Annotated in this window: 23 protein-coding genes; 5 read left to right on the top strand and 18 right to left on the bottom strand. The window is 69.5% G+C overall.

The genetic code is table 11. From position 1 onward, the window contains the following. Positions 1-82: 82 nt before the first annotated feature. The 3 genes from M1M07_RS09530 to M1M07_RS09540 all read right to left on the bottom strand — a co-directional run bounded on the left by M1M07_RS09530 (position 83) and on the right by M1M07_RS09540 (position 1,500). On the bottom strand, positions 83-565 hold the full coding sequence (locus tag M1M07_RS09530; RefSeq protein WP_197251991.1) for a DUF5130 family protein: 483 nt from the start codon (positions 563-565) through the stop codon (positions 83-85). Further along, complete coding sequence (locus M1M07_RS09535; protein ID WP_197251992.1) at positions 552-809, bottom strand: hypothetical protein; 258 nt, start codon at positions 807-809, stop codon at positions 552-554. The genes M1M07_RS09530 and M1M07_RS09535 overlap by 14 nt, the downstream gene beginning before the upstream one ends. Positions 810-873: 64 nt before the next feature. Beyond that, positions 874-1,500, bottom strand: coding sequence for an HNH endonuclease (locus M1M07_RS09540; RefSeq protein ID WP_197251993.1), 627 nt, complete (start codon positions 1,498-1,500; stop codon positions 874-876). A gap of 162 nt (positions 1,501-1,662) precedes the next feature. On the opposite strand from M1M07_RS09540, the gene M1M07_RS09545 reads away from it, so the two are divergent. After that, positions 1,663-2,055, top strand: a complete 393-nt coding sequence (locus M1M07_RS09545; protein ID WP_197251994.1) for a globin — start codon at positions 1,663-1,665, stop codon at positions 2,053-2,055. A 24-nt stretch (positions 2,056-2,079) separates the two neighbouring features. Here the strand turns inward: M1M07_RS09545 and M1M07_RS09550 are convergent, their stop codons facing one another. Then, positions 2,080-2,502: a cupin domain-containing protein gene (locus M1M07_RS09550; protein WP_197251995.1), complete on the bottom strand. Its 423-nt coding sequence runs from the start codon at positions 2,500-2,502 to the stop codon at positions 2,080-2,082. Positions 2,503-2,638: 136 nt separating this feature from the next. Between M1M07_RS09550 and M1M07_RS09555 the strand changes: the two genes are divergently transcribed. After that, positions 2,639-4,195 (top strand): alpha-amylase family glycosyl hydrolase, encoded by a 1,557-nt coding sequence (locus M1M07_RS09555; protein ID WP_248673948.1) that lies wholly within the window; start codon positions 2,639-2,641, stop codon positions 4,193-4,195. A gap of 37 nt (positions 4,196-4,232) precedes the next feature. On the opposite strand, the gene M1M07_RS09560 is transcribed toward M1M07_RS09555, so the two are convergent. The 8 genes from M1M07_RS09560 to M1M07_RS09595 all read right to left on the bottom strand — a co-directional run bounded on the left by M1M07_RS09560 (position 4,233) and on the right by M1M07_RS09595 (position 16,362). Further along, the gene (locus M1M07_RS09560) at positions 4,233-4,928 is read right to left on the bottom strand and encodes a hypothetical protein (RefSeq protein ID WP_197251996.1); all 696 of its coding nucleotides are present in this window, start codon (positions 4,926-4,928) and stop codon (positions 4,233-4,235) included. Further along, the gene (locus M1M07_RS09565) at positions 4,921-5,355 is read right to left on the bottom strand and encodes a thioesterase family protein (protein WP_197251997.1); all 435 of its coding nucleotides are present in this window, start codon (positions 5,353-5,355) and stop codon (positions 4,921-4,923) included. Before M1M07_RS09565 ends, M1M07_RS09560 begins: the two co-directional genes overlap by 8 nt. 3 nt (positions 5,356-5,358) lie before the next feature. After that, positions 5,359-10,149, bottom strand: a complete 4,791-nt coding sequence (locus M1M07_RS09570) for an NAD-glutamate dehydrogenase (protein ID WP_248673949.1) — start codon at positions 10,147-10,149, stop codon at positions 5,359-5,361. A gap of 102 nt (positions 10,150-10,251) precedes the next feature. Continuing rightward, positions 10,252-10,683, bottom strand: coding sequence for an acyl-CoA thioesterase (locus M1M07_RS09575; RefSeq protein ID WP_248673950.1), 432 nt, complete (start codon positions 10,681-10,683; stop codon positions 10,252-10,254). Continuing rightward, complete coding sequence (gene ettA, locus M1M07_RS09580; protein WP_197251999.1) at positions 10,676-12,349, bottom strand: energy-dependent translational throttle protein EttA; 1,674 nt, start codon at positions 12,347-12,349, stop codon at positions 10,676-10,678. Before ettA ends, M1M07_RS09575 begins: the two co-directional genes overlap by 8 nt. Positions 12,350-12,433: 84 nt before the next feature. Next, positions 12,434-13,555, bottom strand: coding sequence for an alpha/beta fold hydrolase (locus M1M07_RS09585; protein WP_248673951.1), 1,122 nt, complete (start codon positions 13,553-13,555; stop codon positions 12,434-12,436). A 70-nt stretch (positions 13,556-13,625) separates the two neighbouring features. Continuing rightward, a complete protein-coding gene (locus M1M07_RS09590) occupies positions 13,626-15,656 on the bottom strand; it encodes a cytochrome c oxidase assembly protein (RefSeq protein WP_248673952.1) in 2,031 nt (676 codons plus the stop codon). An 88-nt stretch (positions 15,657-15,744) separates the two neighbouring features. Then, positions 15,745-16,362 carry a TetR family transcriptional regulator gene (locus tag M1M07_RS09595; protein WP_197256800.1) on the bottom strand — a complete coding sequence of 206 codons (618 nt, stop codon included), beginning with the start codon at positions 16,360-16,362 and terminating at the stop codon, positions 15,745-15,747. Positions 16,363-16,503: 141 nt separating this feature from the next. Between M1M07_RS09595 and M1M07_RS09600 the strand changes: the two genes are divergently transcribed. Genes M1M07_RS09600 through M1M07_RS09610 form a run of 3 tightly spaced genes read left to right on the top strand, consistent with a single transcriptional unit; the run spans position 16,504 to position 18,916 of the window. Beyond that, entirely contained in the window at positions 16,504-16,704 is a 201-nt protein-coding gene (locus M1M07_RS09600; protein ID WP_248673953.1) for a ferredoxin, read from the top strand. A gap of 32 nt (positions 16,705-16,736) precedes the next feature. Continuing rightward, complete coding sequence (locus tag M1M07_RS09605; protein WP_197256796.1) at positions 16,737-18,017, top strand: cytochrome P450; 1,281 nt, start codon at positions 16,737-16,739, stop codon at positions 18,015-18,017. A 59-nt stretch (positions 18,018-18,076) separates the two neighbouring features. Further along, a complete protein-coding gene (locus tag M1M07_RS09610; protein ID WP_197256794.1) occupies positions 18,077-18,916 on the top strand; it encodes a mycofactocin-coupled SDR family oxidoreductase in 840 nt (279 codons plus the stop codon). Positions 18,917-18,981: 65 nt separating this feature from the next. Here M1M07_RS09610 and M1M07_RS09615 read toward each other — a convergent pair whose 3' ends face one another. The 6 genes from M1M07_RS09615 to M1M07_RS09640 are packed head-to-tail and all read right to left on the bottom strand — an operon-like array spanning position 18,982 to position 26,231. Further along, on the bottom strand, positions 18,982-20,331 hold the full coding sequence (locus M1M07_RS09615; RefSeq protein WP_248673954.1) for a wax ester/triacylglycerol synthase domain-containing protein: 1,350 nt from the start codon (positions 20,329-20,331) through the stop codon (positions 18,982-18,984). 22 nt (positions 20,332-20,353) lie between these two features. Next, complete coding sequence (locus M1M07_RS09620; protein WP_197256790.1) at positions 20,354-21,559, bottom strand: VWA domain-containing protein; 1,206 nt, start codon at positions 21,557-21,559, stop codon at positions 20,354-20,356. Beyond that, a complete protein-coding gene (locus M1M07_RS09625) occupies positions 21,559-22,449 on the bottom strand; it encodes a MoxR family ATPase (protein WP_248673955.1) in 891 nt (296 codons plus the stop codon). Before M1M07_RS09625 ends, M1M07_RS09620 begins: the two co-directional genes overlap by 1 nt. Beyond that, positions 22,446-23,321 (bottom strand): XdhC family protein, encoded by an 876-nt coding sequence (locus M1M07_RS09630; RefSeq protein WP_248673956.1) that lies wholly within the window; start codon positions 23,319-23,321, stop codon positions 22,446-22,448. The genes M1M07_RS09625 and M1M07_RS09630 overlap by 4 nt, the downstream gene beginning before the upstream one ends. Positions 23,322-23,340: 19 nt before the next feature. Continuing rightward, the gene (locus M1M07_RS09635) at positions 23,341-25,737 is read right to left on the bottom strand and encodes an aerobic carbon-monoxide dehydrogenase large subunit (protein ID WP_248673957.1); all 2,397 of its coding nucleotides are present in this window, start codon (positions 25,735-25,737) and stop codon (positions 23,341-23,343) included. Next, positions 25,734-26,231, bottom strand: a complete 498-nt coding sequence (locus tag M1M07_RS09640; RefSeq protein WP_248673958.1) for a (2Fe-2S)-binding protein — start codon at positions 26,229-26,231, stop codon at positions 25,734-25,736. The genes M1M07_RS09635 and M1M07_RS09640 overlap by 4 nt, the downstream gene beginning before the upstream one ends. Position 26,232 lies beyond the last annotated feature (1 nt).

The following is a 26,232-nucleotide window of genomic DNA, read 5'->3' on the forward strand; positions in this document are numbered from 1 at the left end:
TCCCTGCTGCCGAGCAGCAGGGAGACACCCCCTCAGTGGTAAGCGCCGGAAACCGAGGTGCCGGAGCCGGAAGTGCCGGGAATCAGGGCGCGACGATCGCGTTGGCGATGACGCGGACGGCGCTGACCAGGCCGTCGAGAAGGTGGCCCTGGCCGAAGGACGCGACCGCGGCGGTCACGCCGAGCTGCGCGACACGGTCCGTGACGCGGTCCGCGACGTCGACGCCGCTGCGGATCTGGATCGACCGCTGGTTCGGATAGACCGCGATGAGCACCGAACGCGCCGCCTCGGGGGTCTGCGGGAAGACCGCGTCGGTCGCCGCCGCCGGGTCCGTCGCATCGCCGATGTAGACGTTGAACCGCACCTTGGTGGCGCGGGTGGCCTCGGAGAGCGCATCGTCGAGCGCGATCAGGTCCCGCTCGGCGAACGGCGGGTTCTCGTCGAACGTGTGGTCGAGGCCGGCCGGGATGGCCCGCGAGATGCGTCCGCTCGCCGTCAGTGCGGCGGCGTACGGCAGGTTCTCCGGCGCGATTGCCGGGGCGTGGATCACGTCACCACTTGCCACTTGCGGTACCTCCGATCAGTTCCGTCGCCGAACCGGCGTGTCCGTGCCCACCGTGGTGTCCGTGTCCGGTCACCTCGTCGACAGCGCTCCACAGCACCGGCTCGTGATCCCACTTGTCGCCGAGCTTGTACTCGGGCGGATTCGGGGTCGCGTACTTCGGCCCGATGTAGCCCAGCCCCGCGACGATCAGGATCACCAGCAATGGGATGCCCACGAATATCAGGGTTGTCTCGAGAATGCTCACACCGCAAACGGTAGCCCAGCCGGTACCATCCCGGCGCACTTGGCCCGGGATGTCTCCGTTGCGCTCAGGCGGCGCCCTCTCCCAGATACGGCAACCAGGTCGGATGCAGCTCCGGCAGGGTGGCCAGCAGACGCCAGTGCCGGCCCTTCGGCGGCACCAGTGAGGCCCGCAACGTCCAGCCCAGTTCGCTGAGCAACCGGTCTGCTTTCTTGTGGTTGCACGACGCGCAGCAGGCGACGCAGTTCTCCCAGGAATGCTCGCCACCGCGGCTGCGCGGAACGACGTGATCGATGGTTTCGGCCTTGGCGCCGCAGTAGGCGCACCGGTTGCCGTCCCGGTGCATGAGCGCGGCCCGGGTCATCGGCACCCGCGCGTGGTAGGGCACGCGGACGAAGGTGCGCAGCCGGATCACCGAGGGAAGCTGCACGGACCGTTCCGCCGAGTGCACGACCGGTGCCTGCGGGTCCTCGTGCACCGTGTCGGCCTTGCCGCAGGTCATGAGCACCACCGCGCGGCGCGCCGGCAGCGCGGTCAGCGGTTCGAAGGTGGCGTTGAGCAGCAGCACCCTCAACGCGAACCAGTCCGGTAGGGCACCGGGGTCGCGCACGACCCGCAGAGTGTTGGCCCCCGGGACCCCGTCGAGGGTCTCCGCGGGCGGGAGTTGTCGATGTGCGCTGCTGCGGTGCTTCATGCGACCTCCGGAAGACTGGCAATAGTGCACCACGGATGCCGCGACATCGCACCCCGAATTCGCCGACATGTTGCGGTCGGGGTGTGAACGTCCCGTACCGCCCCGGCGCCCTTACTGCAGAAGCAGGCACAATGGGCGGGCGAGAGGGAATGGTGAGCAACGATGAGTGACGAGCAGACCTTCTACGACGCGATCGGTGGGGCCGAGACGTTTCGGAAGATCACCGCGCGCTTCTACGAAGAGGTCGCCAAGGACGAGGTCGTCCGGCCGCTGTATCCGGAGGAGGATCTGGGCCCGGCGGAGCGCCGCATGCGCATGTTCCTCGAACAGTACTGGGGCGGTCCCCGCACCTACTCCGACGAGCGGGGGCACCCGCGGCTGCGGATGCGCCACCACCCGTTCAAGATCGGCCCGATCGAGCGGGACGCGTGGCTGCGGTGCATGCACACCGCGATCGCCTCGATCGACGACACCACGCTCGACGCCGCGCATCGCCGCCAGTTGCTCGACTACATCGACATGGCCGCCGACTCGCTGATGAACTCGCCGATCTGACCCCTTCCGGCGCGGTTCGGCGGCTCAGCCGCGGCCGAGCACCGACCGGATTCTGGTCACGACGCGCAGCGCGAACGCGATCGGCGCGGGGAGGCTCCGGCGCAGGATCGCGTGCTTGCGCACGTATTCGGGGACCTGCCAGACCGCCCAGGTTCCGGCGCGGAACAGGGCGGCGTCCCCGGCACGCAACGTGCGGGGCGGGAAGTCGTCGGCGGACACGGTGACGGCGCCGTCGACGATGTGCACGATCTCGTCGACGGCGAAGTACCAGTTGAACCGGCCCGCGGTGCAGTCCCAGACGTGCGTCGTCGTGGTCCGATCCGTGCTGGTCGACCACTGGCCGCAGCGCGCGCGGGGGTCGCCCGCGATGATCCAGGCGGGGTCGATCGGGTCGTCGGCGAGCTCGACGTCGTCGAGGCGGGCAGCCACCACGGATGTCCGTTTCATGCCGATCGTCCTATCACGCGGGGTCCCCCGGCCGCGACCTCGTGACTCGCCTCCCACGACACCCGCGGCCGAGATTTGACACCATGTTTGCGTGTCAAGGCCGCAGAGCACGTCGTCCCCGGCACCTCCTTTTCCGGTGCCCTGGTGGCGCGATGCCGTCTTCTACCAGATCTATCCGCGGTCGTTCGCCGACGCGAACGGTGACGGTGTCGGCGATCTCGCCGGCATCCGTGAGCGCCTCGGTTACGTCGAACTGCTCGGTGTCGACGCGATCTGGCTGAACCCGGTGATGCGGTCCCCCATGGCCGATCACGGTTACGACGTGTCCGATCCCCGGGACATCGATCCGCTGTTCGGCGATCTCGACGACTTCGACGAACTGGTCCGGGAGGCGCATGCCCGGCGGATCCGCGTCGTGATGGATCTGGTGCCGAACCACACCAGCAACGAGCACCCGTGGTTCCGCGCCGCCCTCGCCGCACCGCCGGGCAGCCGCGAACGCGCCCGCTACCACTTCCGCGACGGCCGGGGTCCCGGCGGCGACGAGCCCCCGAACAACTGGCCGAGCATCTTCGGCGGTCCCGCCTGGACGCGGATCACCGAACCCGACGGCACCCCCGGCCAGTGGTATCTGCACCTGTTCGCCCCCGAACAACCCGACCTCAACTGGGGCAACGAAGAGGTCTTCGCGGATCTGGAACGGACCCTGCGGTTCTGGCTGGATCGGGGCGTCGACGGCTTCCGCATCGACGTCGCGCACGGCATGGCCAAACCGGACGGCCTGCCGGACCACGACGGGTGGCAGTCGAACAAGCTGCTCTCGCACTTCGACACCGATCCGCGGTTCAACGATCCGAACGTGCACCACATCCACCGGCGGATCCGGAAGGTCTTCGACGAGTACCCGCACGCGGTGGCGATCGGCGAGATCTGGGTGCACGACCCGCAGCGGTTCGCGGAGTATCTGCGCCCGGACGAGCTGCATCTCGGATTCGACTTCCACCTGGCGCTGACCGGCTGGGACGCGACCGCGATCCGGGAGGCGATCGAGGGTTCGCTCGCCGCGGTCGCTCCGGTGCAGGGAACCCCGACGTGGACGCTGTCCAATCACGACGTCTCCCGGGAGGTCACCAGGTTCGGCGGCGGTCCGGCCGGGATCGCGCGGGCCCGGGCGATGCTGCTCGTCGAACTGGCGCTGCCGGGGGCGGTGTTCGTCTACAACGGAGCCGAACTCGGGCTCGCCGATGTCGACCTGCCCGACGAGGCCCTGCAGGATCCGGTGTGGAAGCGGTCCGGGTACACGGACCGCGGTCGCGACGGCTGCCGGGTTCCGCTGCCGTGGGAGGGCGACCGGCCGCCGTTCGGGTTCACCTCGGCCGCGCAGGGCTGGTTACCGCAGCCGGAGGACTGGGCGGAGCTGACCGCCGAACGCCAGCTCGAGGACGTGACGTCGATGCTGTCGCTGTACCGGGCGGCGCTCGAGCTGCGCCGTCGCCGCCCGGAGTTGTCCGGCGGGATCGATTGGTACGGAAGCCCACCCGGATGCCTGGCGTTCCGGCGGCAGGGCGGGCTGACGTGCGCGCTCAACACCACGGACGATCCGGTGCCGCTGCCCCCGGGTGCGGTGCTGCTCGCCAGCGCACCGGGTGTGGACACCCACCTGCCGCCGAACAGCGCGGCCTGGTTGCTGTGACACCGGAACGGCCGCCACGGTTACGAAAAGCTGTGCGTCACAACACGTTCAGACCAATTCCCCCGCCGCGTCGCAGGTACACCGAACCGTAGCGGGCGTCGAGCCGCAGCCACGTCGCGGTGGCCCGCACCCGCACCACCTCGGCGGGGTCGATGCGCGCGAGGTCGATCTCCGCGGTGGCGCCCGCCGGACCGACGGGCACGAAACCCATGCCGTTGAGCGCGAACACCAGCCGCATGGGCACCCCGACCGTGAGGCCGCCGCCGGTGACCTCGAGCACCTCCTGCGCGAGCAACGACACCGGCGGTCCCTGCGCCCCCTGCTCCCGGGTCGCCGCGACGCCGCGCTGGGCGAGATCGACGAGCACACGCGCGGGAACGTCGTCGACGTGGACGTAACCGCCCTCCGGTGGGAGCGACCCCCGCCAGGCCGAATCGACCGCCCAGCCGGGGTCGATGCTCTCCCCCGCATCGGGTGCGGTCAGTGCCGCACGCAGCCCGTCCGCGGCCACACAGGTGTCGGCGGGGGTGACGGTACCGGGCAGCGCGCGCACGGCCAGCGCGTCGAACCCGGTGCGCACCCACGCCGCGAGCAGGCCGTCGCGCCGGCGGTGCAACCGCACGACGGTCGATTCGTCGAGGCGCAGTGCCCGCCCCAGGAAGGTCGCGAGATCGGCCCGGTCGTCCGCGTCCGGGATGTGGACCTGCCGTTCGGCGTGTCCCGGCTCAGCCACGGCGCCACCGCTGCAGGAATTCTCGTTCGGGGGCGGTGAGCCGGCGCAGCTTCTGGGTGTCGATGTCGAACGCGGCGATCTGCGTCGACGCGACGATCGACGGCGGCGTGTCGACGGGCGCGCCACCGGGCCGCACCTCGTAGCCGATCGTGAAGTCGACGGCGCGCACCTGTTCGGTCCACATCACCACGTCCAGCGGGCTGTCCTCGTGCCGCAGCTGGCCCCGGTACCGCACGTGCAGGTCGGCGATGACGGCTCCGTCGCGCAGGTTCACGGTGGGCCGGCCGTCGGCGAACAGCCACGGGATGCGGGCCTCCTCGAGCAGGGTCACCATCCGCGCGTGGTTGACGTGCTGGAACACGTCCATGTCGGACCAGCGCACCACCACCTCGGTCCGGAACCCGAACTGCTCCGCCGCATCCTTCACGTGCTACCTCCGATCGGGTGCACCCGCGCGCACCATGGTCCTGATCTGCCGTGCCGCCACCAGCAGCGTGGCCAGGTCCAGGTTTCCAGATGCGAATATCTCCTCGAGCGCCGCCCTCGCACGCACGAGCCGCGACCCGTTCGACAGCTCCCAGTCCTCGATCATCTCGACGCTGGTCTCCTCCGGTTCGGCGCCGGCGAGCACGTCCCGGGTCAACGCCCGCAACGATCCGTACAGTTCGTCGCGCAGCGCGAGCCGCGCGAGCGAATGCCACCGGTCGCCCCGGTCGAGTTCGGAGACCGCCGACAGCAGCCGGTCGACACCGAGGTGCGCGTCCATCGCGTAGTACAGCTCGGCGACGATCTCCTCGTCGCGTTCGACGATGTCGGCGATGTCGATGACGTCGAGCAGCGGGAACTGGTCGAGCAGCCGGAACACGTCCTCGGTGAGCGCGTGGGGGGCACCCCGGGAGAGCAGCGGCGCCATCCGGTCGCCGAGGTCCTCGCGGACGTGGCCGCGCATCCATTCCCCCACCCGCGGGGCCAGCTGCGCGAACGGCGACCGGTAGCGGGCGATCTCGGCGCCGACGGCCAGCGGCTGCGGCCGGTTCGACAGCAGCCACCGCGACGCCCGGTCCAGCACCCGGTTGGATTCGAGCAGCAGGTCGTCGGCGACGTCGGTGGGGATGTCGGCGCTGCGGATGCGCGTCCACAACTGCGGCAGCCCGAAGATCTCGGTGGCGGCCGCGTAGGCACGGATCGCGTCCGTGCTCGACGCCCCGGAATCCTCGCTCAACCGGTACACGTAGGTGATGCCGCCGTTGTCGACGGTCTCGTTCGCGAGGATCGTCGCAACGATCTGCCGGCGCAGCGGATGCGCCCGGATGCCGTTGCGGAACCGCTGCCGCAACTGTTCCGGGAAATAGCCGGGCAACCGGGCGGCGAACGTTTCGCTGTCGGGCAGGTCGGTCTCGAGCAGGTCCTCGACCAGGGCGAGTTTGACGTGGGCGAGCAACGTGCACAACTCGGGTGAGGTCAGTCCTTCACCGGCCTCGAGCCGCTGTTCGATCTCCTCGTTGTCCGGCAGCGCCTCGAGGGTCCGGTCGAGGCCGCGTTCGGCGACGAGGGCGTTGATCAGGCGCTGGTGCACCCCGAGGAGCGCCGGTGCCGACGCCCGGGACACGCCGAGCACCCCGTTCTGGGCGATGTTGTCGGCGAGGACGAGCCGGGCGACCTCGTCGGTCATGGATTCGAGCAGCGGATTGCGTTCGGACTCCGGCAGTTCCCCGGCGGCGACCATCGAATCGAGCAGGATCTTGATGTTGACCTCGTGGTCGGAGCAGTCCACCCCGGCGGAGTTGTCGATCGCGTCGGTGTTGATCTTGCCGCCGGCGCGGGCGTATTCGATGCGGCCGCGGGGGGTCACACCGAGATTGCCGCCCTCCCCCACCACCCGCGCCCGGATCTCGTCGCCGTCGACGCGGACCGCGTCGTTGCTCTTGTCTCCGACGTCCGCGTGCGTTTCGGTGTGGGCCTTGACGTAGGTGCCGATGCCGCCGTTCCACAGCAGGTCGACGGGGGCGCGCAGGATCGCGCGGATCAGTTCGGGCGGAGGCAGTTCGGTGACCTCATCGGGTAGGCCCAGCGCGGCCCGGGCCTCCGGCGCGAGCGGAATCGACTTGCGGGTGCGTTCCCACACCCCGCCGCCGGTACTGATCAGCTTCGGGTCGTAGTCCGCCCAGGAGGACCGGGGCAGTTCGAACAGCCGGCGTCGTTCGGCGTAGGAGCGGGCCGCGTCGGGGTCCGGGTCGAGGAAGATGTGCCGGTGGTCGAACGCGGCGACGAGCCGGATGTGTTCGCTGAGCAGCATCCCGTTGCCGAACACGTCACCGCTCATGTCGCCGATGCCGACGACGGTGAAGTCCTGTGTCTGCGTGTCGAGGCCGAATTCGGCGAAGTGGCGTTTGACGCTCTCCCACGCCCCGCGCGCGGTGATACCCATCGCCTTGTGGTCGTATCCGGCCGAACCACCCGAGGCGAACGCGTCGTCGAGCCAGAAGTGATGTTCGCGCGCAACCTCGTTGGCGAGGTCGGAGAACGACGCGGTGCCCTTGTCCGCGGCGACGACGAGGTAGGGGTCGTCGCCGTCGCGGCGCACGACCCGGCCGGGCGGGATCGCCCGATTGGTGGCGCGGTCGAGGTTGTCGGTGATCTCGAGCATGCCGCCGACGAACCGGCGGTAGCAGCGCTCGCCCTGCACGCGGACGGCGACACGGTCGACCGCGGGGTCCCCGGTGGGGGCGACGGGTTTCTTCACCACGAACCCGCCCTTGGCACCGACCGGCACGATCACCGCGTTCTTGACGGCCTGAGCCTTGGCGAGGCCGAGGATCTCGGTTCGGTAGTCCTCGCGGCGGTCGGACCAGCGCAGTCCGCCACGCGCGACCGGACCGAACCGCAGGTGCACACCCTCGACTTCGGGCGAATAGATGAACATCTCGAATTTCGGCCGGGGGCGCGGTAGTTCGTCGATCTCGCTGGGATCGAGCTTGAACGTCAGGATGCGTCCCATCGCGTCCCGGTCGTCGACCGGAACGAAGTAGTTGGTGCGCAGGGTGGCCCGGATCAGCGCGAACAGCCCGCGCAGGATGCGGTCGGCGTCGAGACCCGTGACGGCGTCGATCGCCCGCTCGAGTGCCGCGACGAGGTCGCGTTCACGGGCCGCCGAGACCGCCGGGAGCAGTTCCGGATCGAACATCGTCTCGAACAGTTCGACGAACAGACCGGTGGTGGCGGGGGCGGCGAGCAGCACCCCGGCGATGCGGTACTCGCTGTACGGGAAGCCCGCCTGCTTCAGGTATTTCGCGTAGGCGCGCAGCATCGCGGCCCGGCGCCAGGTCAGCCCCGCGCGCAGGACCAGTTCGTTGAACCGGTCGACGACGACGGCCCCGTGCCACACAGCCTCGAAGGCGTCGGTGAAGCGTTGCGGCATCGCGGATTCCGGATCCACGTCGACCGGCATGTCGAGCCCGAAATCGTATATCCAGCAACTCATCCGGTCCGCGCGGATGATCTGGTACGGCCGCTCGTCGACGACGTCGACACCGAGGCTCTGCAGCGCCGGCAGCACCCGACTCAGCGTGATGCCCTCGCTGCCGATGTACAGCGCGAAACGCCACCGGCGCGGCACGGCGTCGTCGGGGCGGTACAGCAGCATGTCGATCGAGTCCGCCCGCAACGCCTCGAGGCGGGCCACGTCGGCGAGGGCGTGCGCCGGGTCGAAGTCCTCCTTGTACGCGTCGGGAAAGACGTCCGAATAGCGCTTCACGAGTGCAGGATCGATGGTCGGGTCGTCCGCGGCGATCTCGGCGAGCCGGTCGTCCCAGCTGCGGCTGGCCTCGGCGAGCAGACCCTGGATGCGCAGCCGTTCGGCCTCGGTCGTGTCGACCCGGACGTCGGGTGCACCGACCGCCGAACGGATCGTCACGTGCAACTGCGCAAGATCACCCTCGGTGACGCGGGCCGTGTAATCGAGTGTCCCCCCGCCGAATTCGCGCAACAGTATCTGCTGCATCGCGACGCGGACGCGGGTCGTGTAGCGGTCGCGCGGCAGATACACCAGGCACGAGACGTACCGGCCGAACGGATCGACGCGCACGAACAGCCGGACCTGACGACGCATCCCCACGACCGAGGACACGGTCCGGTACAGGGTGTCGGTGTTCATCGAGAACAGCTCGATCCGCGGCATCGACTGGATGATCTCAAGCATCGCCTGCCCGGTGAACGAGGACATCGGCACGCCCGCCCGGGCGATGGCACCGCGTACCCGGCGCGACAGCATCGGGATGTCGAGGACGTTCTCGTGCAGTGCGGTGACCGTGAGCACCCCGAGGAACCGGTGCTCGCCGACGATGCGGCCGTCGTCGTCGAGGTTCGCCACGTCCACGAAGTACGGGTACACCGACCGGTGCACGGTCGCCGGCAGCGAGCCCTCGGTGAGCACCAGCAGCGGACGGTCCGCCGGTTCCGCAACGGCCGGCAGATCGATCGGATCGTGTGTCACCTGGTCGCGGAGCAGACCGAGGCCGCTGCCCGGTACCGGGTGGATCGGGCGCGCACCGTGCTCGTCCGGATCCCCGAGGTTGTACTGGCGGTAGCCGAGGAGAGCGTAGTTGCCCTCTCCCAGCCAGCGCAGCAGCGCTGCCGTCTCGGTCAGCTCCTCGGCGGTGCGTGTGCCCGGCGGGTCGGTGGCGAGCGCCTCCAGGTACGCCTCGAGTTCGCGGCTGCGATCCTGCATGGCGTCGGTGTCCGTCACCACCTGGCGGACATCGGCGAGCACCACCGGAAGCTCGGCGTCCACGGCGTCGAGCGCCGAATCGGTCGTGGTGGGGTGCAGCTGCACGTGGATCCACGATTCGGCGGTGGCGTCGTCGGCTCCCGCCGGGACGGGGGTCAGCGCGACCAGCTCCCCCGTCGGTCCGCGCCGGGCCCCGAAGATCGGGTGCACGACCTCGCCGACGGTGACACCGAGGCGCTCCAGCAGGGACGTCACCGATTCCACCAACAGCGGCATGTCGTCGGTGACGATCTGCACCGCCGGGCCGATCCCGTCGCGGCGCCCGGCCCGGTACACGTGCGTCACGGCGGTACCCGACGGGCGGTGCCGTCCCAGTTCCAGATGCGCCTGAATCGCACGGCGCAGATCGATGAGCTCGCCGCCGCCCTGTCGATATGCCCGTTCCAGTACCTCGATATCCGGCGAAACATGCTGCGATGCAGGCGACTCGGCCATGATGACCCTCCTCACTCGGATCTGCTGCGCAAACGCGAACGCCGCGGACAGGCCCGAAGTCGAGCCTATCCGCGGCGTGGCGTCCGAGGAGGGAAACGAGCGTCAGCCGACGGGTACGGCCAGGTATTCGCCGAGCATCCGGCGCTCGTCGTCGGTGAGCGTCCGGGCGGAGTCGGTGGCCGGGTCGAACCCGACCAGCACCGCGTCACCGAGTCCGCACACGTTGCCGTGCACGTCGGTGACGACGTGCCGGAGCGTGTAGGACGTGGTGCCGAGCCGCAGCACCGTCACCGTGACGGTGATCGGGCCCGACTCGTCCTTGAGCGGCCGCAGGAATTCCACGTCGGTCTTGCGCACGACGACCGGCAGGGGCTCGAACGGTGCGGATCGGAAGAACTTGATCCGCGCCTCCTGCATGTACTCGACGAACTTGGTGTTGTTCACGTGCCCGAGCCGATCGGAATCGGCCCAGCGCACCTCGAGCTCGCAGGCGAACTCCTTGCCGCCCTGGTCGGCCACGCGCGGGTCAGTCACGCGTCAGCTTCCGGTGGGTGACCCGGTGCGGGCGGGCGGCCTCGGCGCCGAGACGCTCGATCTTGTTGGCCTCGTATGCCTCGAAGTTGCCCTCGAACCAGAACCAGCGGCCCTCCTCGACGTTGCCCTCCCACGCGAGGATGTGGGTGCAGGTGCGGTCCAGGAACCAGCGGTCGTGGGAGATCACGACGGCGCAACCCGGAAACTGCTGCAGCGCGTTCTCCAGCGAGCTGAGGGTTTCGACGTCGAGGTCGTTGGTCGGCTCGTCGAGCAGGATCAGGTTGCCGCCCTCCTTGAGGGTCAGCGCGAGGTTCAGGCGGTTGCGCTCACCACCGGAGAGCACCTCCGCCGGCTTCTGCTGATCCGGGCCCTTGAACCCGAACGCCGACACGTACGCGCGCGACGGCATCTCGTTCTGGCCGACCTCGATGAAGTCGAGCCCGTCCGAGACGACCTCCCACACGGTCTTCTTAGGGTCGATGTTCGCGCGGGTCTGGTCGACGTAGCTGAGCTTGACGGTCTCGCCGACCTTGACGGTGCCCGAATCGGGCTGCTCGAGACCGACGATGGTCTTGAACAGGGTGGTCTTGCCGACGCCGTTGGGGCCGATCACACCGACGATGCCGTTGCGCGGCAGGGTGAACGACAGGTCCTTGATGAGGACCCGGCCGTCGAAGCCCTTGTCCAGGTGCGAGACCTCGACGACGACGTTGCCCAGGCGCGGCGGCGTCGGGATCTGGATCTCCTCGAAGTCGAGCTTGCGGTGCTTCTCGGCTTCGGCGGCCATCTCCTCGTAGCGGGCCAGACGCGCCTTGTTCTTGGTCTGCCGGGCCTTGGCGCCGGAGCGGACCCACTCCAGCTCCTCCTTGAGGCGCTTCTGGAGCTTCTGGTCCTTCTTGCCCTGCACCTCGAGGCGCTCGGCCTTCTTCTCGAGGTAGGTGGAGTAGTTGCCCTCGTAGGGATGCAGCTTGCCGCGGTCGACCTCACAGATCCACTGCGCGACGTGGTCGAGGAAGTACCGGTCGTGGGTGACGGCCAGCACCGCGCCCGGGTAGGACGCGAGGAACTGCTCGAGCCACAGCACGGACTCGGCGTCGAGGTGGTTGGTGGGCTCGTCGAGGAGCAGCAGGTCCGGCTTGCTCAGCAGCAGCTTGCACAGCGCGACACGGCGACGCTCACCACCGGAGAGGTGGGTGACCGGCTCGTCCGGCGGCGGGCAGCGCAGCGCGTCCATCGCCTGCTCGAGCTGCGAGTCGATGTCCCACGCGTTGGCGTGGTCGAGCTCCTCCTGGAGCTTGCCCATCTCCTCCATCAGCTCGTCCGAGTAGTCGGTGGCCATGAGCTCGGCGATCTCGTTGAACCGGTCGAGCTTGACCTTGATCTCGCCGAGGCCCTCCTCGACGTTGCCCCGGACCGTCTTCTCCTCATTGAGCGGAGGTTCCTGCAGCAGGATGCCGACGGTCGCTTCCGGGTCGAGGAATGCCTCGCCGTTGCTGGGCTGATCCAGCCCGGCCATGATCTTCAGGATCGACGACTTGCCCGCGCCGTTCGGTCCGACGACACCGATCTTGGCTCCCGGGTAGAAGCTCATGGTGACATCGTCGAGGATGACCTTGTCACCGTGCGCCTTGCGCACCTTCTTCATCGTGTAGATAAACTCCGCCATGCGTACCAGCGTATCGGGCCGGGCGTGGGAACCCACATCCTGGACTTTCTCCCCGGCCCGCGAGTGCACGCACGGCCGGAGTAGCTATCCGGCGAACAACCCCGCCACGAACGGCGTCGTGTCCGGCAGCGACGCGAACATCGTGTCGTCGTGATCCCCCGGATACGGCCGGAACCGCAGGTCTGCGCCGCCCGCGGTGAGGTCGGCGGCCAGCTTCACCGACAGCGGCGGCGGCACCATCGTGTCGCGCACCCCCTGGCCGATGAACAGGGGACGGTCGTAGCCGCGGGTCGGAACCCCCACGTAGTCGGCGAACACCGACCGGAACCGTTCGTCCCAGAGCGGCCGGGAGAGCAACTCCCCCACCTTCACGTCTCCGTACCGCTCGTCGAACTCCTCGTAGCAGAGCGTCTCGGCGGCCTCGAGCAGCTCGACACCGCGAGGTGAGAGATAGCTGTTCACGTCCAGGTCGGGGCGTGCCGCCCGGAGCCCCGCGAACAGGTAGCCGGTGTAGGCGGTCAGCCCCTCGAGACCGAGGTCGGGAAAACCGGGGAAACCGAGCGGGTACAGCAGCTCGAGGTTCGACGGCGCGCCCGTCGCGACCATGCCCCGGAAGTCCAGTTCGGGGGCGCGGGCGGTGGCCGCGTGCGCGGTGTGCAGGGCCGCGTGCCCGCCCTGGGACTGGCCGATCACCACCCAGCGGTCCGACAGCGAGGGTTCGACCGCGCGGGCCGCGCGGACGATGTCGACGATGCTGTTCGCGGCGCTCGGACCGTCCAGGTAGGTGTGGATGCCCTCGGTGCCCAGACCGGGATAGTCGGCCGCGACCACCGCGTATCCCTGCGCGAGCCAGTGATCGAGGTAGGCGGTGTCGCGGGGGCCGCGCGGCCGCACCGACGGTGCGCAGTCGTCGGCGATGCCGTACGTCCCGTGCGCCCACGCCACCACCGGGCGGCCCTCGGCGGGTGCGGGGCCCGGCGGCAGGAACAGCACCCCGGTGCCGACGGCCGGGGCGCCGGACCGCCACTGCGTGCGGTATTCGATGCGCTCGGCGACGGCGGCCCCCGGCAACGACAGTTCGGCGGGCAGCGATCGCACGTCGATCACCGATCCCGGGACCGGGTCGGCTCCGGCCGTCGGTGACAACGCCGCACAGACGAGTGCCGCGCCCAGCACCGTCGCGATCCCGACCCGCACCCGACCCATCGCCCACCCCCGTGTCCGCCGATCTGCCGCTCTCAGCGTGGCAGACGCGGACCGCTTCGGTGTCCGGTTCTCAGCGGCCTTCGCGGTCGCGGCGGGCGAGTTCGGCGAACATCGCGTTGTGCGCGGCGAGTTCGGCGTCGTGGTCCCGCTCCGCGGCCCGGTCGATGCGCCGCGCGGTGCGGTCGTCGCTGCGCGACCACTGCACGAGCAGTGCGAGCATCACCAGCACCAGCGGGATCTCCCCCGCCGACCAGGCGATACCGCCGCCTGTCCTCTGATCGGAGAACAGGTCTTCGTTCCACGGAAGCGCCAGGCCGCGGTAGTACGTCTCGGCCATCACCGTGCCCATGCTCATGAGCGTGACGCCGAAGAACGCGTGGAACGGCAGCGAACCGAACACCATCGCCAGCTTCGTCACCGGCTGCACGTCCCGCGGAGACGGGTCGACGCCGATCACCACCCAGTAGAACAGGTAGCCGCTCATCAGGAAGTGCAGGTTCATCAGCACGTGCGCGGCGTGACTGTCGACGGAGGATTCGAAGATGCCGCCCAGGTACAGCGCGTAGAAGCCGCCGACGAACATCACCGACGCCACGAGCGGATGGGTGAAGAACCGTGACGGCGGGCTGTGCAGGAATTCGAGGATCCACTCGCGCGGGCCGGGCGCCCCGTCGCGGCCGGCCGGCTTGAACGCGCGCAGCGCGAGCGTCATCGCACCGCCGAGCGCGAGCAGCACGGGAGCGAGCATCGACATCGCCATGTGCGCGCCCATGTGGACGCTGAACATCGCCGGCGAGTACATCCCGACACCCGAGGAGGTCGCGACCAGCAGCACGAAGCATCCGCTGAACCAGGCGATCGCCCGGCCCACCGGCCACGAGTCGCCGCGCTTGCGCAGCGTCCACATGCCGAGCGCGTACGCGGCGGCGAGCACGACGGCCGCGGTGCCGAAGATCAGGTCGAAACGCCACGGGCCGAAGAACAGGTTCGCGAAGGTGGGCGGGCCGTCGAGGTTGTAGCCGAGCTCCACCTCGAGGACGCTCGGCGACGTCGTCGGGGCGGGCGGCGGGGTGCGGCCCAGTCCGACGGCCAGGCCGATCGTCGCCGCCAGCAGGATCGCTTCCACCGCCGCGAACCGGACCAGGGCTCCGCGGCTGGTGGGGTCGGCCTCGAGGGCCGGCAGCGCGCGGCGGCGCTGCGCCCAGCCGAGGATGCCGATCAGGATCAGGGCGACGGCCTTCGCGACGACGAGCCGTCCGTAGGTGGTGGTGAGGAGGTCGTCGAACGGCACCCGCACCGCGGAGTTGACGATGCCGCTCAGCGCCATCACCACGAACGCGATGCCGGCGACGACCGAGAACCGGCGGGCCGCGAGATCGGTGTGGTCACCGCCGCGGCGCGCATGCACGAACAACGCGAACAACCCACCGGCCCACACCGAGGCCGCCACCAGGTGCAGCACGAGGCTGTTGGTGGCCATGTCGTGCGAGCCGCCCGAGGAGGAGTGCCCGGTCAGGGCGATCGGCAGGAGCGCGATCAAGGACAGCAGCAGCAGGTAGGGCACCCACGCCCAACGCACCGCGAAACGGATCAGCATCGCCAGCACGACGGTGAGGACGAGCGTCCACGCCCACGCCGACGCGACCTCGACCTGCCCGACGGCCCGCCACATGTTCACCGGCTTGATCGCCTCCCCGAGCGGCTGCCCGGAGGTGTCCGACAGGGTCAGCGGCACCAGCAGCGCCGAGCACAGGGCCCATACGAGCGCCGCCGCCCCGGCGGTCCGCACCGACCGGTAGCCGTCGACGTCGAGCACGCCGCTGCGTTGCGGGGGCACGAGGAAGGCCGCGAAGAACAGCGAACCGATCGTGGCGACCGCGGCGATCTCCGCGACACCCCGGACCGCCGGCAGCCCGTAGGTGGTGAGCGGGCCGGGATCGGGGATACCGAGCAGCACGAGCGCCTGCGACGCGGACAGTCCGACCACGATCGCCGCGACGATCGCCGAAATGACGCCGAACACGACATACAGAGCAGTCGTGCCCGATCGTGGGGCGGAGGTGGGTTCGGATTCGGGCTGCGCGAGCTCGGGTGCTGCCATGGCTACCAGGGTAGGACGTGCCCGGAGTCCCCTACGACACGACGTCGGAGCACAGTGTCCGCCGTCACGACCCCGTTCGCTCCGGCGGTCATTCCGCTCGCGTGGGCACCGGGTTCCCGTTCCGGAGCGTCGATTCGTATCCGGTCGTGAGCCAGAAGACGGTGCGATCGATCGTGGGGATGATGTCGGTGATCGCGATGTGCCCGTCGTGGTATCGCCCCACCAGCCCGTAGACGAGGCTCGACAGGATCGATTCCAGTTCGGCGACGAAGTCGGGGTCCACGTCCGACAGGACCGCCTGGCCGACGGGCACGACGACGTCGAAACCCCGCAGGGCGAGGTTTTCGCCGCCGGGCGCGGTCCGCACCCGGAAGTAGGCGAGGAGCATCGCCGGGTGCTGCACCCACGGTTCGAAGATCGCCCGCATCACCCGCATCATCGCCGGGTGCAACGGCTCGCCCGGGTCGCGGCTCTGCTTGACGATGCCGGAGTGGTTCTCCGCCATCCAGCGTTCGATCGCGGCCAGGATCAGCTCGTCGCGCGTCGGGTAGCGCTTGTAGATGGTCGACAGCGAAGTGCGGGCGCGCCGCGCCACCTCGCGTAGCTGGACCGCGTCGTATCCCCCGCTTTCGAGGAGTTCGACGACGGTGTCGAGGAGTCGGTCCGAGGTCCGGTCGACCCCGCCCTCCACATCAGCATTCTCCATTTTGTGAATTTCCTTGCCGCATAGTGGTAACCCGGTTATCGTATGCCCAGTAACAAGGTTACTCGGCTCCGACGCGGCGACGGGCCGATCGGAAACGCCCACGCCGCCGGTTCCAGCCCGCACTCACCCTGTGGAGCACCCATGCCACCGATACGACTGCACGTCGATCACGATCTCTGCGAGGCGCACGCCCTGTGCACCGAGATCGCACCGGAGGTCTTCGACCTCGGCGACGACGACCTCGCCCACTGCGACGAATCACCACCGGAAGCGTTGTGGCCCAAGGTGAAATCCGCCGCCAGCGCCTGCCCGCGCCAGGCCATCAGCATCACCGAGACGTAGCCACCCGCACGAACCGAAAGGCCGGCATTCCGATGACCGATCTCGCATCAGTCGACTACTTCTCCGACGGAGAGGTCGCACAAAGCCCCTTCGAGTACTTCGATCAGCTCCGGGACCGAAGCCCGGTCTACCGCGAACCGCACTACGGCGTCGTGGTCGTCACCGGCCACCAGGAGGTGGTCGAGGCTTTCAAGAACAGCGACGCCCTCTCGGCGGTCAACTCGATCGGCGGGCCGTTCCCCCCGCTGCCGTTCGTGCCCGAAGGCGACGACATCACGGAGCAGATCGAAGCGCACCGTCACCAGTTCCCGATCTTCGAGCACCTCGTCACGATGGATCCGCCCGATCACACGAAGGCCCGCGCGCTGCTGGGCCGGCTCCTCACTCCGAAACGCCTGAAGGAGAACGAGGAGTACCTGTGGACACTCGCGAACGAGCAACTCGACGAATTCATGGACAACGGTCGCTGTGAATTCCTCGGCGAGTACGCCAAACCCTTTGCAACGCTGGCCATCGCCGATCTGCTCGGCGTCCCACAGGAGGACCGCGACGAGTTCCGGCGGGCGCTGGGCGCGGACGCACGGCCCGGCGCGCGGGTCGGCGCCCTCGACGGCGAGCCGGTCGGTATCAATCCGCTCGAATACCTGGACGATCGTTTCAGCGGCTACCTCACCGAGCGGCGACGCGAGCCCCGGGGCGACATCCTCAGCGGCCTCGCCACCGCTACCTACCCGGACGGCTCGATCCCCGAGATCATCGAGGTCGTACGACCCGCGACCTTCCTGTTCGCGGCCGGTCAGGAGACCGTGACGAAGCTGCTCAGCTCGGCACTGCGGGTCCTCGGCGAGCGACCGGAATACCAGAAGATCCTGCGTGAGGACCGCAGCCTCATCCGGCCCTTCATCGAGGAGTCCCTCCGCTTCGACAGCCCGACGAAGGTCGATTTCCGCCTCGCCCGCAAGACCACCACGATCGGTGATGTCGACATCCCGGCCGGGACCGTGGTGATGCTGAGTCTCGCGGCCGCGAACCGTGATCCGCGCAAGTTCGAGGATCCGAACGAGTTCCGCTTCGACCGGCCGAACGCCCACGACCACATCGCGTTCGGCCGCGGACTCCACACGTGCGCGGGGGCACCGCTGGCCCGCATCGAAGGCCAGATCACCCTCAATCGCCTGCTCGATCGGATGAGCGAGATCCGGCTCTCCGAAACCGAGCACGGGCCGGCGACCGACCGCCGGTACACCTACGAACCCACGTTCCTGCTGCGCGGACTCACCGAACTCCACATCGAGTTCACCCCGTCGAACTAGCGGCAAACCCCCGGCATCGCTTCGAGCGGCCGCTCGAGGCGCAACACGAAAGGCATTCCATGGCAGGGAGAGTAGAAGGCAAGGTCGCGTTCGTCACGGGCGCGGCCCGTGGGCAGGGACGCAGCCACGCGGTGCGGCTGGCGCAGGAAGGCGCCGACATCATCGCGATCGACATCTGCGGTCCGATCCGGGAAGGCGCGCTGATCGCCCCGTCCACCCCGGACGACATGGCCGAGACCGTGGAGCTCGTCAAGGGCCTGAACCGTCGCATCGTGAGCGCCCAGGTGGACGTCCGCGACTTCGACGCGCTGAAGGCCGCGGTCGACGACGGCGTCGCACAGCTGGGCCGGCTCGACATCGTCGCGGCCAATGCGGGGATCGGAACCGGCGGCTTCAGCCTCGACCAGACCGACGAGGTGGACTGGCAGGAGATGATGGACATCAACCTGTCCGGTGTGTGGAAATCGGTGAAAGCCGCTGTGCCGCACATGATTGCGGCAGGAAACGGTGGTTCGATCATCCTGACCAGTTCGGTGGGCGGGCTGAAGGCCTACCCGACCATGGGGCCGTACATCGCCGCGAAGCACGGCGTGGTCGGGCTGATGCGCACGTTCGCCGTCGAACTGGGACAGCACTTCATCCGCGTCAACACCGTCCACCCCACCAACGTGAACACCCCGATGTTCATGAACGAGGAGACGATGAAGATGTTCCGCCCCGACCTCGAGAACCCGGGGCCGGAGGACATGAAGGTCGTCACCCAGATGATGCACGTCCTGCCGATCGGCTGGGTGGAACCGGAGGACATCAGCAACGCGGTGTTGTTCCTGGCCTCCGACGAATCCCGCTACGTCACCGGGCTCACGCTCACGGTGGATGCAGGCAGCACCCTGAAGTAGCGGTGCGCTTCGCGCCGGTGTGCCTTTGTGGCGGCTGGAGCCGCCACAAAGGCACACCGCAGGGGTCAGCGCTGCAGCCGGGCGAGTATGTCGGCCAGGTGATTTGCCAGCTCGACCTGCTCGGGGACGATCGCGGGATCGGCCACCAGGGTGATCCCCAGCTCGCCCGCGTACGACAGCACCGCGAAGGTCACACCCGCGTTGCCGGGGGTGACCACCAGCGGCACCAGCGACCGCACCCGGAACCCGGCCAGTTCCACGGGCTCGGCCGGGCCGCGCAGATTGGTCACGAACGTGTGCACCATCCGCTGGTGATCGATGAACAACCGGAACAATCCGAGCCGGCTGAGCGCCCGGAACGCCGATCCGAGCGGCCCGCCGGACGACGCACGATCCGGAAGATGTTCGCGGGCAGCGCTCGTCGCCGCGACGATCCGCGCGAGCCGGGTCTCGTCGTCCGCGATCGCCGGTACCGAGACGGGGCGGACACCGGTGGCGTTGCCGAGACGGTCCGCGGTCGTGCTGCGGCGCCCCGAGATCGGCACCGACACCACCAACCGGTCGGGATGCTCCCCGCGAGCTCGCAGGACAGCCAGCATGGCCCCGGTCACTGCCGTCACGACGACATCGTTGACGGTGCCATGGTGGCGGTGCGCCAGGGATGTGACGTCGGCCAGCGGAACGGTGATCCGTGTGAGACGCCGTCGGCTCGACGTCGGCCGGTTCAGCGAGGTCGGCTCGACGAGGCGAGGCCACCTTCGGCCGAAACCGAGTTCGCGCAACCCCGCGAATCCTCGGCGCATCGCGACCGGGAGCGCTCGCACGGCGGCGAGCTTCGCTCGCGCGGCATCGGCCGCCAACGTCTTCCGGCTCGGCGGTGGCTGCGGGAAGACCGGGCCGGCGACCAGCGGTCCGCCGTCGGTCAGCGCCGCCAGCACCGCCAAGCCGCCGAGGCCGTCGGCGAGCACATGGTGCAGGACCACGATCAGGGCACTTCGTCCGCCCGATCGGTCCGTCACCAGTCGCGCCTGCCACAACGGACGGTCGTGAGGAAGGGGGGTGCAGACGAATTCGGCTGCGAGGTCGAAGAGTCGGCGTTCGTCTGCCGGTACGGGCCAATCCTGTTCGGCCAGATGCTGTTCGAGGGTGAAACCCGGGTCGTCGACCCACACCGGACGGCCACAGCCGAACGGCACTCGCTGCAGTCGCTGTCGCAGCCGCGGAATCGAGGGAATCCGCTCTGCAAGGTGCGTTCTCAGCGTCGACAGATCGGGCCCGGGCGCTGCGTCGAACTCGAGGATCGCACCGATGTTCATCGGTACCGGTCCACGATCGGTCGCGAGCACGGTGAGGTCCGCCGGACCGGCACGCTCGATCCGGACCCGGTTCGATGTGTCGGGGTTCGCGTTCGACACGGAGATCACCTCCAGCACCGGATCATCGCGCCGCGACGACGGTTTCGAGCACGTCGTGCAAGGCGCCGAACGTGTCCGCGGGCAGCAGCGCATCGCAGTACGGCAGCGCCGCGGCCATCGCCCCGGTACTCGGCGTGAAGCCCGGGCTTCCGGCGCGGGGATTGAGCCACACGACGCGGTGCGCGCGATGGCGGATCCGCGCCATCGTCCGCGCCAACGCGGCCGGTTCGTCGCTGTCCCAGCCGTCCGAGGCGATCACGACGATCGCGCCGCGCAACAGGTGCCCGCGGTGCGATCCGAGGATCTCGGCGAGACTGCCCGCGATGCGGGTGCCGCCGAACCGGTCGGCGACCTTCGCGTTCGCCTCGTCGACGGCCCGCTCCACGGAACGGTGGGCAAGGGTCGCGGTCAGACGGGTCGGCGCGGTCGCGAATGCGAAGACCTCCGCATCACCGGACCGGACCGCCGCCCGCATCAGGTGCAGGTAGATCTCGGCGTAGCCGCGCATGGACCGGCTCACGTCGCACAGCACCACGATCCGGCGGCGGCGCCTGCGGGGCTGCGAATGCACCAGCCGGACGAGTTCGTAGCCGGTGTGCCGGGACCTCGCGATGCTCGCGCGCAGATCGATGCGTCCGCTGGTGCGCTGTTCCCGACGGCGTGACCGGCGGGTCGGCCACCGCACCGCGAGTTGCTCCAGCGCGGCGCCGAGATCGCGCAGCGCCGCCGGATCCATGTCCCCGAACCGCTGGTCCGCGGAGCCCGCCAGCGCGGAGGCCAGCTTCTCCCCCGGCCTGGTGTCGTCGCGGGTGTCCGCCACCGCGGCACGGGTGACCCACGGAACGGGGGCCGCGGCGTGGGAGGTGGAGGCGCGGGCGTCCGCGACGTTCGGCTTTCCGATCGGATCGGCGCCGCGCCGGGCGCTGTCGTCGGGACCGGTGCGCCGTGCGTGCGGATCCAGTTGCAGCGCAGCGTGATCGAACACGGCGGTGAACGCGGCGTCGAATCCGGCGAGGTTGTCGTAGCTGCCGACGAGGGACAGCCGCGCCACCCAGTACAGGCGGCTGCGGGTGCGCGGCGGGTGCAGGTGCAGGGCGCGGCTGAGGGTGGCGGACGCGTCGGCGGGCACGGTGACACCCCCGGCACGCAGCCGGTCGACGAGCGCGACCGCGAATGCGGCGCGGTCGACGCCGCGCAGCACGCCTCCGTCGTCGGGTTCCTGCGGCATCACGGGGTTCCCGCGAACTCCCCGTAGGCGCCGCGGATCGTGTCGAGGTCGTCGGGGGTCTTGGCGAGGGCGGCCAGCCCGGTCGCGTCGGACCGCACGAGATCGCTGACGCCGAGCGCAGCGAGCGCGGACACCCAGTCGATGGTCTCGGCGATTCCCGGGGCCTTGTCCAGGTCGAGGGTGCGCACGGTCGCGACGAACTCCGCGGCGCGGGCGATCAGCGCCGCGTTCGCGACGGGCACGGTGCGGCGCAGGATCGCGACCGCCCGTTCCCGGTCGGGATAGTCGATCCAGTGGTACAGGCAGCGGCGGCGCAGTGCGTCGTGCAGGTCGCGACTGCGGTTGGAGGTGAGCACCACCACCGGCCGCCGGGTCGCGGCGAGGGTGCCCAGTTCCGGCACGGTGACGGCGAACTCGCCGAGGAATTCGAGCAACAGCGCCTCGAATTCGTCGTCGGCACGGTCGATTTCGTCGACGAGCAGCACCGGTGCGGTGGGGCCGCGGTGTCGCACGCACTGCAGGACGGGCCGCTCGAGAAGGAATTCCTCCGAGTACAGGTCGGCCTCGCGCAGGGTGTCGCCGCGGGATTCGGCGAGGCGGATGGCGAGCAGTTGCCGCTGATGGTTCCAGTCGTAGAGGGCTTCGCTCGCGGTCAGCCCCTCGTAGCACTGCAGCCGGATGAGCGGCGCGTCGAGTGCCAGGGCGAGTGCCTTGGCCGCGGTGGTCTTCCCCACTCCCGGTTCGCCTTCGAGCAGCAGCGGCCGGCCGAGTTCGACGGCGAGGAACAACGCCGTGGCGGTCCCCTCGTCGAGCAGGTAGTCGTGCGCGTCGAACCGGCGGATCACGTCGTCGACGTCGGTGAACGTCGGGGCCGGGCCGGGCACCGTCACGCCGCGTGCTCCTTCTCGTAGGCGCGGCGGCAACCGGGGCAGCAGAACCACACATCGGTGCCGTCGAGGTTCAGGTGCGGGGTGGAGTCGGTGACGGTCACGGTCATGCCGCACACCGGGTCGACGGCGGTGATCGGCTGCGGCGCGGACACGGGCGGTGCCACCTTGCCGCTGCGGATCGTGCGCACCACGTCCGCGACGATGGACAGGCCGATCTCCGCGGCGGTGCGGGCTCCGATGTCCAGGCCCGCCGGGGTGTGGATGCGGGCAAGTTCGGAGGCGGTGGCGTCGAGCTGCTCGAGGACCTCGGGCCCGCGCTTGCGGCTCGCGACCAGACCGATGTACGGGGCACCGGCGTCGAGGCCGGAGCGGATCACCGCGGCCTCCTCCCCGCCGAGGCTCGCGACGATCACGGCGGTCGCCCCGTCCGGCACGTGGGTGCCGGGCAGCCGGACCACGGCGAGGTCGAGGAGCTCCCCGAACGCCGCGACCGCCTCGGCTATCGGGGACGTCCCGAAGATCGCGAGGATCGGCGCCGGCAGTTGCGGTTCCAGGAAGATCTCCATGGCGCCTCCGGATTGGCAGGGATTGACCGCGACGGTCGCGCCGGGCGCCTCGGGAAAGACGCCCGCGTCCCCCGGCAGCACCCGCAGCAGCACACTCTCACCGGTATCGAGCGCCTCGCGAGCGGCGACGCGCACGGAATTCTCGGTGCACTGCCCACCGACGAAGCCCTCGATGGTGCCGTCGCCGAGCACGAGCGCGCAGTCCCCGGATCTCGCGGACGTCGGCTTCTGTGCCCGCACCACGGTGGCGCGGACGAACGGCCGGCGGTCGGCGGAAAGCTGCGCGGCCCGCGCGGTGAGGTCCATGGTTCTCTTCACCCTCCCGTCAGATCGGTGGTGTCGCCCGGCCCTGCATCGCCTCCCACACCCGCGACGGCGTCAGCGGCATGTCGGCGTGCCGCACCCCGAACGGTTTCAGTGCGTCGACGACGGCGTTGACGACGGCAGGCGGGGACCCGACGGTCGCGGACTCGCCGATACCCTTCGCGCCGATCGGGTGGTGCGGCGACGGGGTGACGGTGAATCCGGTCTCGAGGTGCGGCACCTCGAGCGCAGTCGGGATCAGGTAGTCCATGAAGGAACCGCTGAGACACGTTCCGTTCTCGTCGAATTCGATCATCTCCATCAGCGCCATCCCGATGCCGTCGACGATGCCGCCGTGCACCTGGCCCTCGATGATCATCGGGTTGATGCGGGTGCCGCAGTCGTCGACGGCGAGGAACCGCCGCACCTTCACCTGGGCGGTACCCGGGTCGATGTCGACGACGCAGAAGTACGCGCCGTACGGGTAGGTGAGATTCTCGGGGTTGTAACAGATCTGGGCTTCGAGCCCGCCCTCGATCCCCTCCGGCAGGTCGCCGGCGCCGTACGAGCGCATGGCGATGTCCTGGATCGTGACGGCCGCGTCGGGGTCGCCCGCGACGTGGAAGCGTCCCTTCTCCCATTCCAGGTCGGCGACGGACACCTCGAGCATCCCGGAGGCGATGATCTTCGCCTTGTCGCGGACCTTGCGGGCGACCAGCGCGGCCGCGGCGCCCGAGACCGGGGTCGAGCGGCTGCCGTAGGTGCCGAGCCCGAACGGGGTGTTGTCGGTGTCGCCGTGCACGACGTCGATGTCCTGGGGTGGAATGCCCAGTTCCTCCGCGACGATCTGCGCGAACGTCGTCTCGTGGCCCTGCCCCTGCGACTGCACCGACAGCCGGACCACGGCCTTGCCGGTCGGGTGCACCCGCAGCTCGCAGCCATCGGCCATGCCCAGGCCGAGGATGTCCATGTCCTTGCGCGGCCCGGCGCCTACGGCCTCGGTGAAGAACGACATGCCGATGCCCATGAGCTCGCCGCGCTCGCGCCGCTCCGCCTGTTCGCGGCGCAGCTCGTCGTAGCCGATCATGTCCATGGCCTTGCGCATCGTCGTCGCATAGTCGCCCGAGTCGTACTTCCACCCGGTCTTGCTCATGTACGGGAACTGGTCCGGGCGCAGCAGATTCTTCAGCCGCAGCTGCGCCGGGTCCATGTCGAGGTCGTAGGCGAGGCAGTCCACGAGCCGTTCGACGAAGTACACGGCCTCGGTGATGCGGAACGAGCACGCGTACGCGACGCCGCCGGGCGCCTTGTTGGTGTAGACGGCGGTCATGTGGCAGTAGGCGGCTTCGATGTCGTAGCTGCCGGTGAACACGCCGAAGAATCCGGCCGGGTACTTCACCGGGGCCGCGGTGCCGTTGAAGGCGCCGTGGTCGGCGAGGACCTGCGAGCGGATCGCCAGGATCTTGCCGTCCTTGGTGGCCGCGATCTCCCCGACCATCACGTAGTCGCGGGCGAATCCGGTGCTGACCAGGTTCTCGCTGCGGTCCTCCATCCACTTGACCGGTTTGCCGGTCAGCAGCGACGCCACGATCGCGCACACGTAGCCCGGGTAGATCGGAACCTTGTTGCCGAAACCGCCGCCGATGTCCGGGGAGATCACCCGGATCTTGTGCTCGGGCAGACCTGCGACCAGCGCATACAGGGTGCGGTGCGCGTGTGGGGCCTGGCTAGTGGACCACAAGGTCAGCTTGCCGGTGACGCGGTCCAGGTCGGCGACGGCCCCGCAGGTCTCCATCGGTGCCGGGTGCACGCGCGGGTAGACGATCTCCTGGCGGCTCACCACGTCGGCCTTCGCGAACGCGGCGTCGGTGGCGGCGGCATCGCCGGTCTCCCAGTCGAAGCAGTGGTTGTCGGTCTTGCCGTCGAGGTCGTCGCGGATCACCGGCGCGTCCTCCGCGAGTGCACGGCGGACATCGATCACCGGGTCGAGCTGCTCGTATTCGACGTCGATGAGCTCGAGCGCGTCGCGCGCGGAGTAGCGGTCCTCGGCGACGACGAACGCGACCTCCTGCCCGAAGAACCGCACCTTGTCGGTGACGAGGACAGCCTGCACGTCGTTGGACAGGGTCGGCATCCACGCCAGGCCCTTGGCGGCGAGGTCGGCGCCGGTGACAACGGCTTTGACCTTGGGATGCGACTGCGCGGCGGTGGTGTCGATGCTGACGAGTTTCGCGTGCGCGACGGGGGCGCGCAGGATCGCCAGGTGCAGCATCCCGGGCAACTGGACGTCGTCGACGTAGTTGCCGCGCCCCCGGATGAAGCGGGGATCCTCCTTGCGGAGCATCCGGCCGTGCCCGCACGGTGTGCGGTCGTTGTCGACGGTCTCGGGATCCTGCCGGTCGGGTTCGACGGCGGTCATGACACTGCTCCCTCGGATTCGGTGAGCTGTTCGGCGGGGGCGTGTTCGGCGGCCCAGCGCACCGAACGCACGATGGTCGTGTAGCCGGTGCAGCGGCAGATCTGGCCGGAGATCGCCTCGCGGATGGTGGCTTCGTCGGGGTCGGGATTGCGGTCGAGCAGGGCGCGCGCGGTGATCATCATGCCCGGCGTGCAGAACCCGCACTGCAGGCCGTGACACCGCATGAACCCTTCCTGGACCGGGTCCAGCACGCCGTCCTTCTCGAGCCCTTCGACGGTGAGGACGTCGTGCCCGCCTGCCATCGCGGCGAGCGTCGTGCACGACTTGACGGGTTCACCGTCGACGGCGACGACGCAGGTGCCGCAGTTGCTGGTGTCGCATCCCCAGTGGGTTCCGGTGAGCCCCAGGTGGTCTCGCAGGAAGTGCACGAGAAGCGTCCGAGGTTCGATCTCCGCGGTAACAGGCTCCCCGTTCACCGTCATCGAAACCTGCATG

This window comes from Rhodococcus sp. HM1 (genome assembly GCF_023218075.1).
GTDB lineage: Bacteria > Actinomycetota > Actinomycetes > Mycobacteriales > Mycobacteriaceae > Rhodococcus.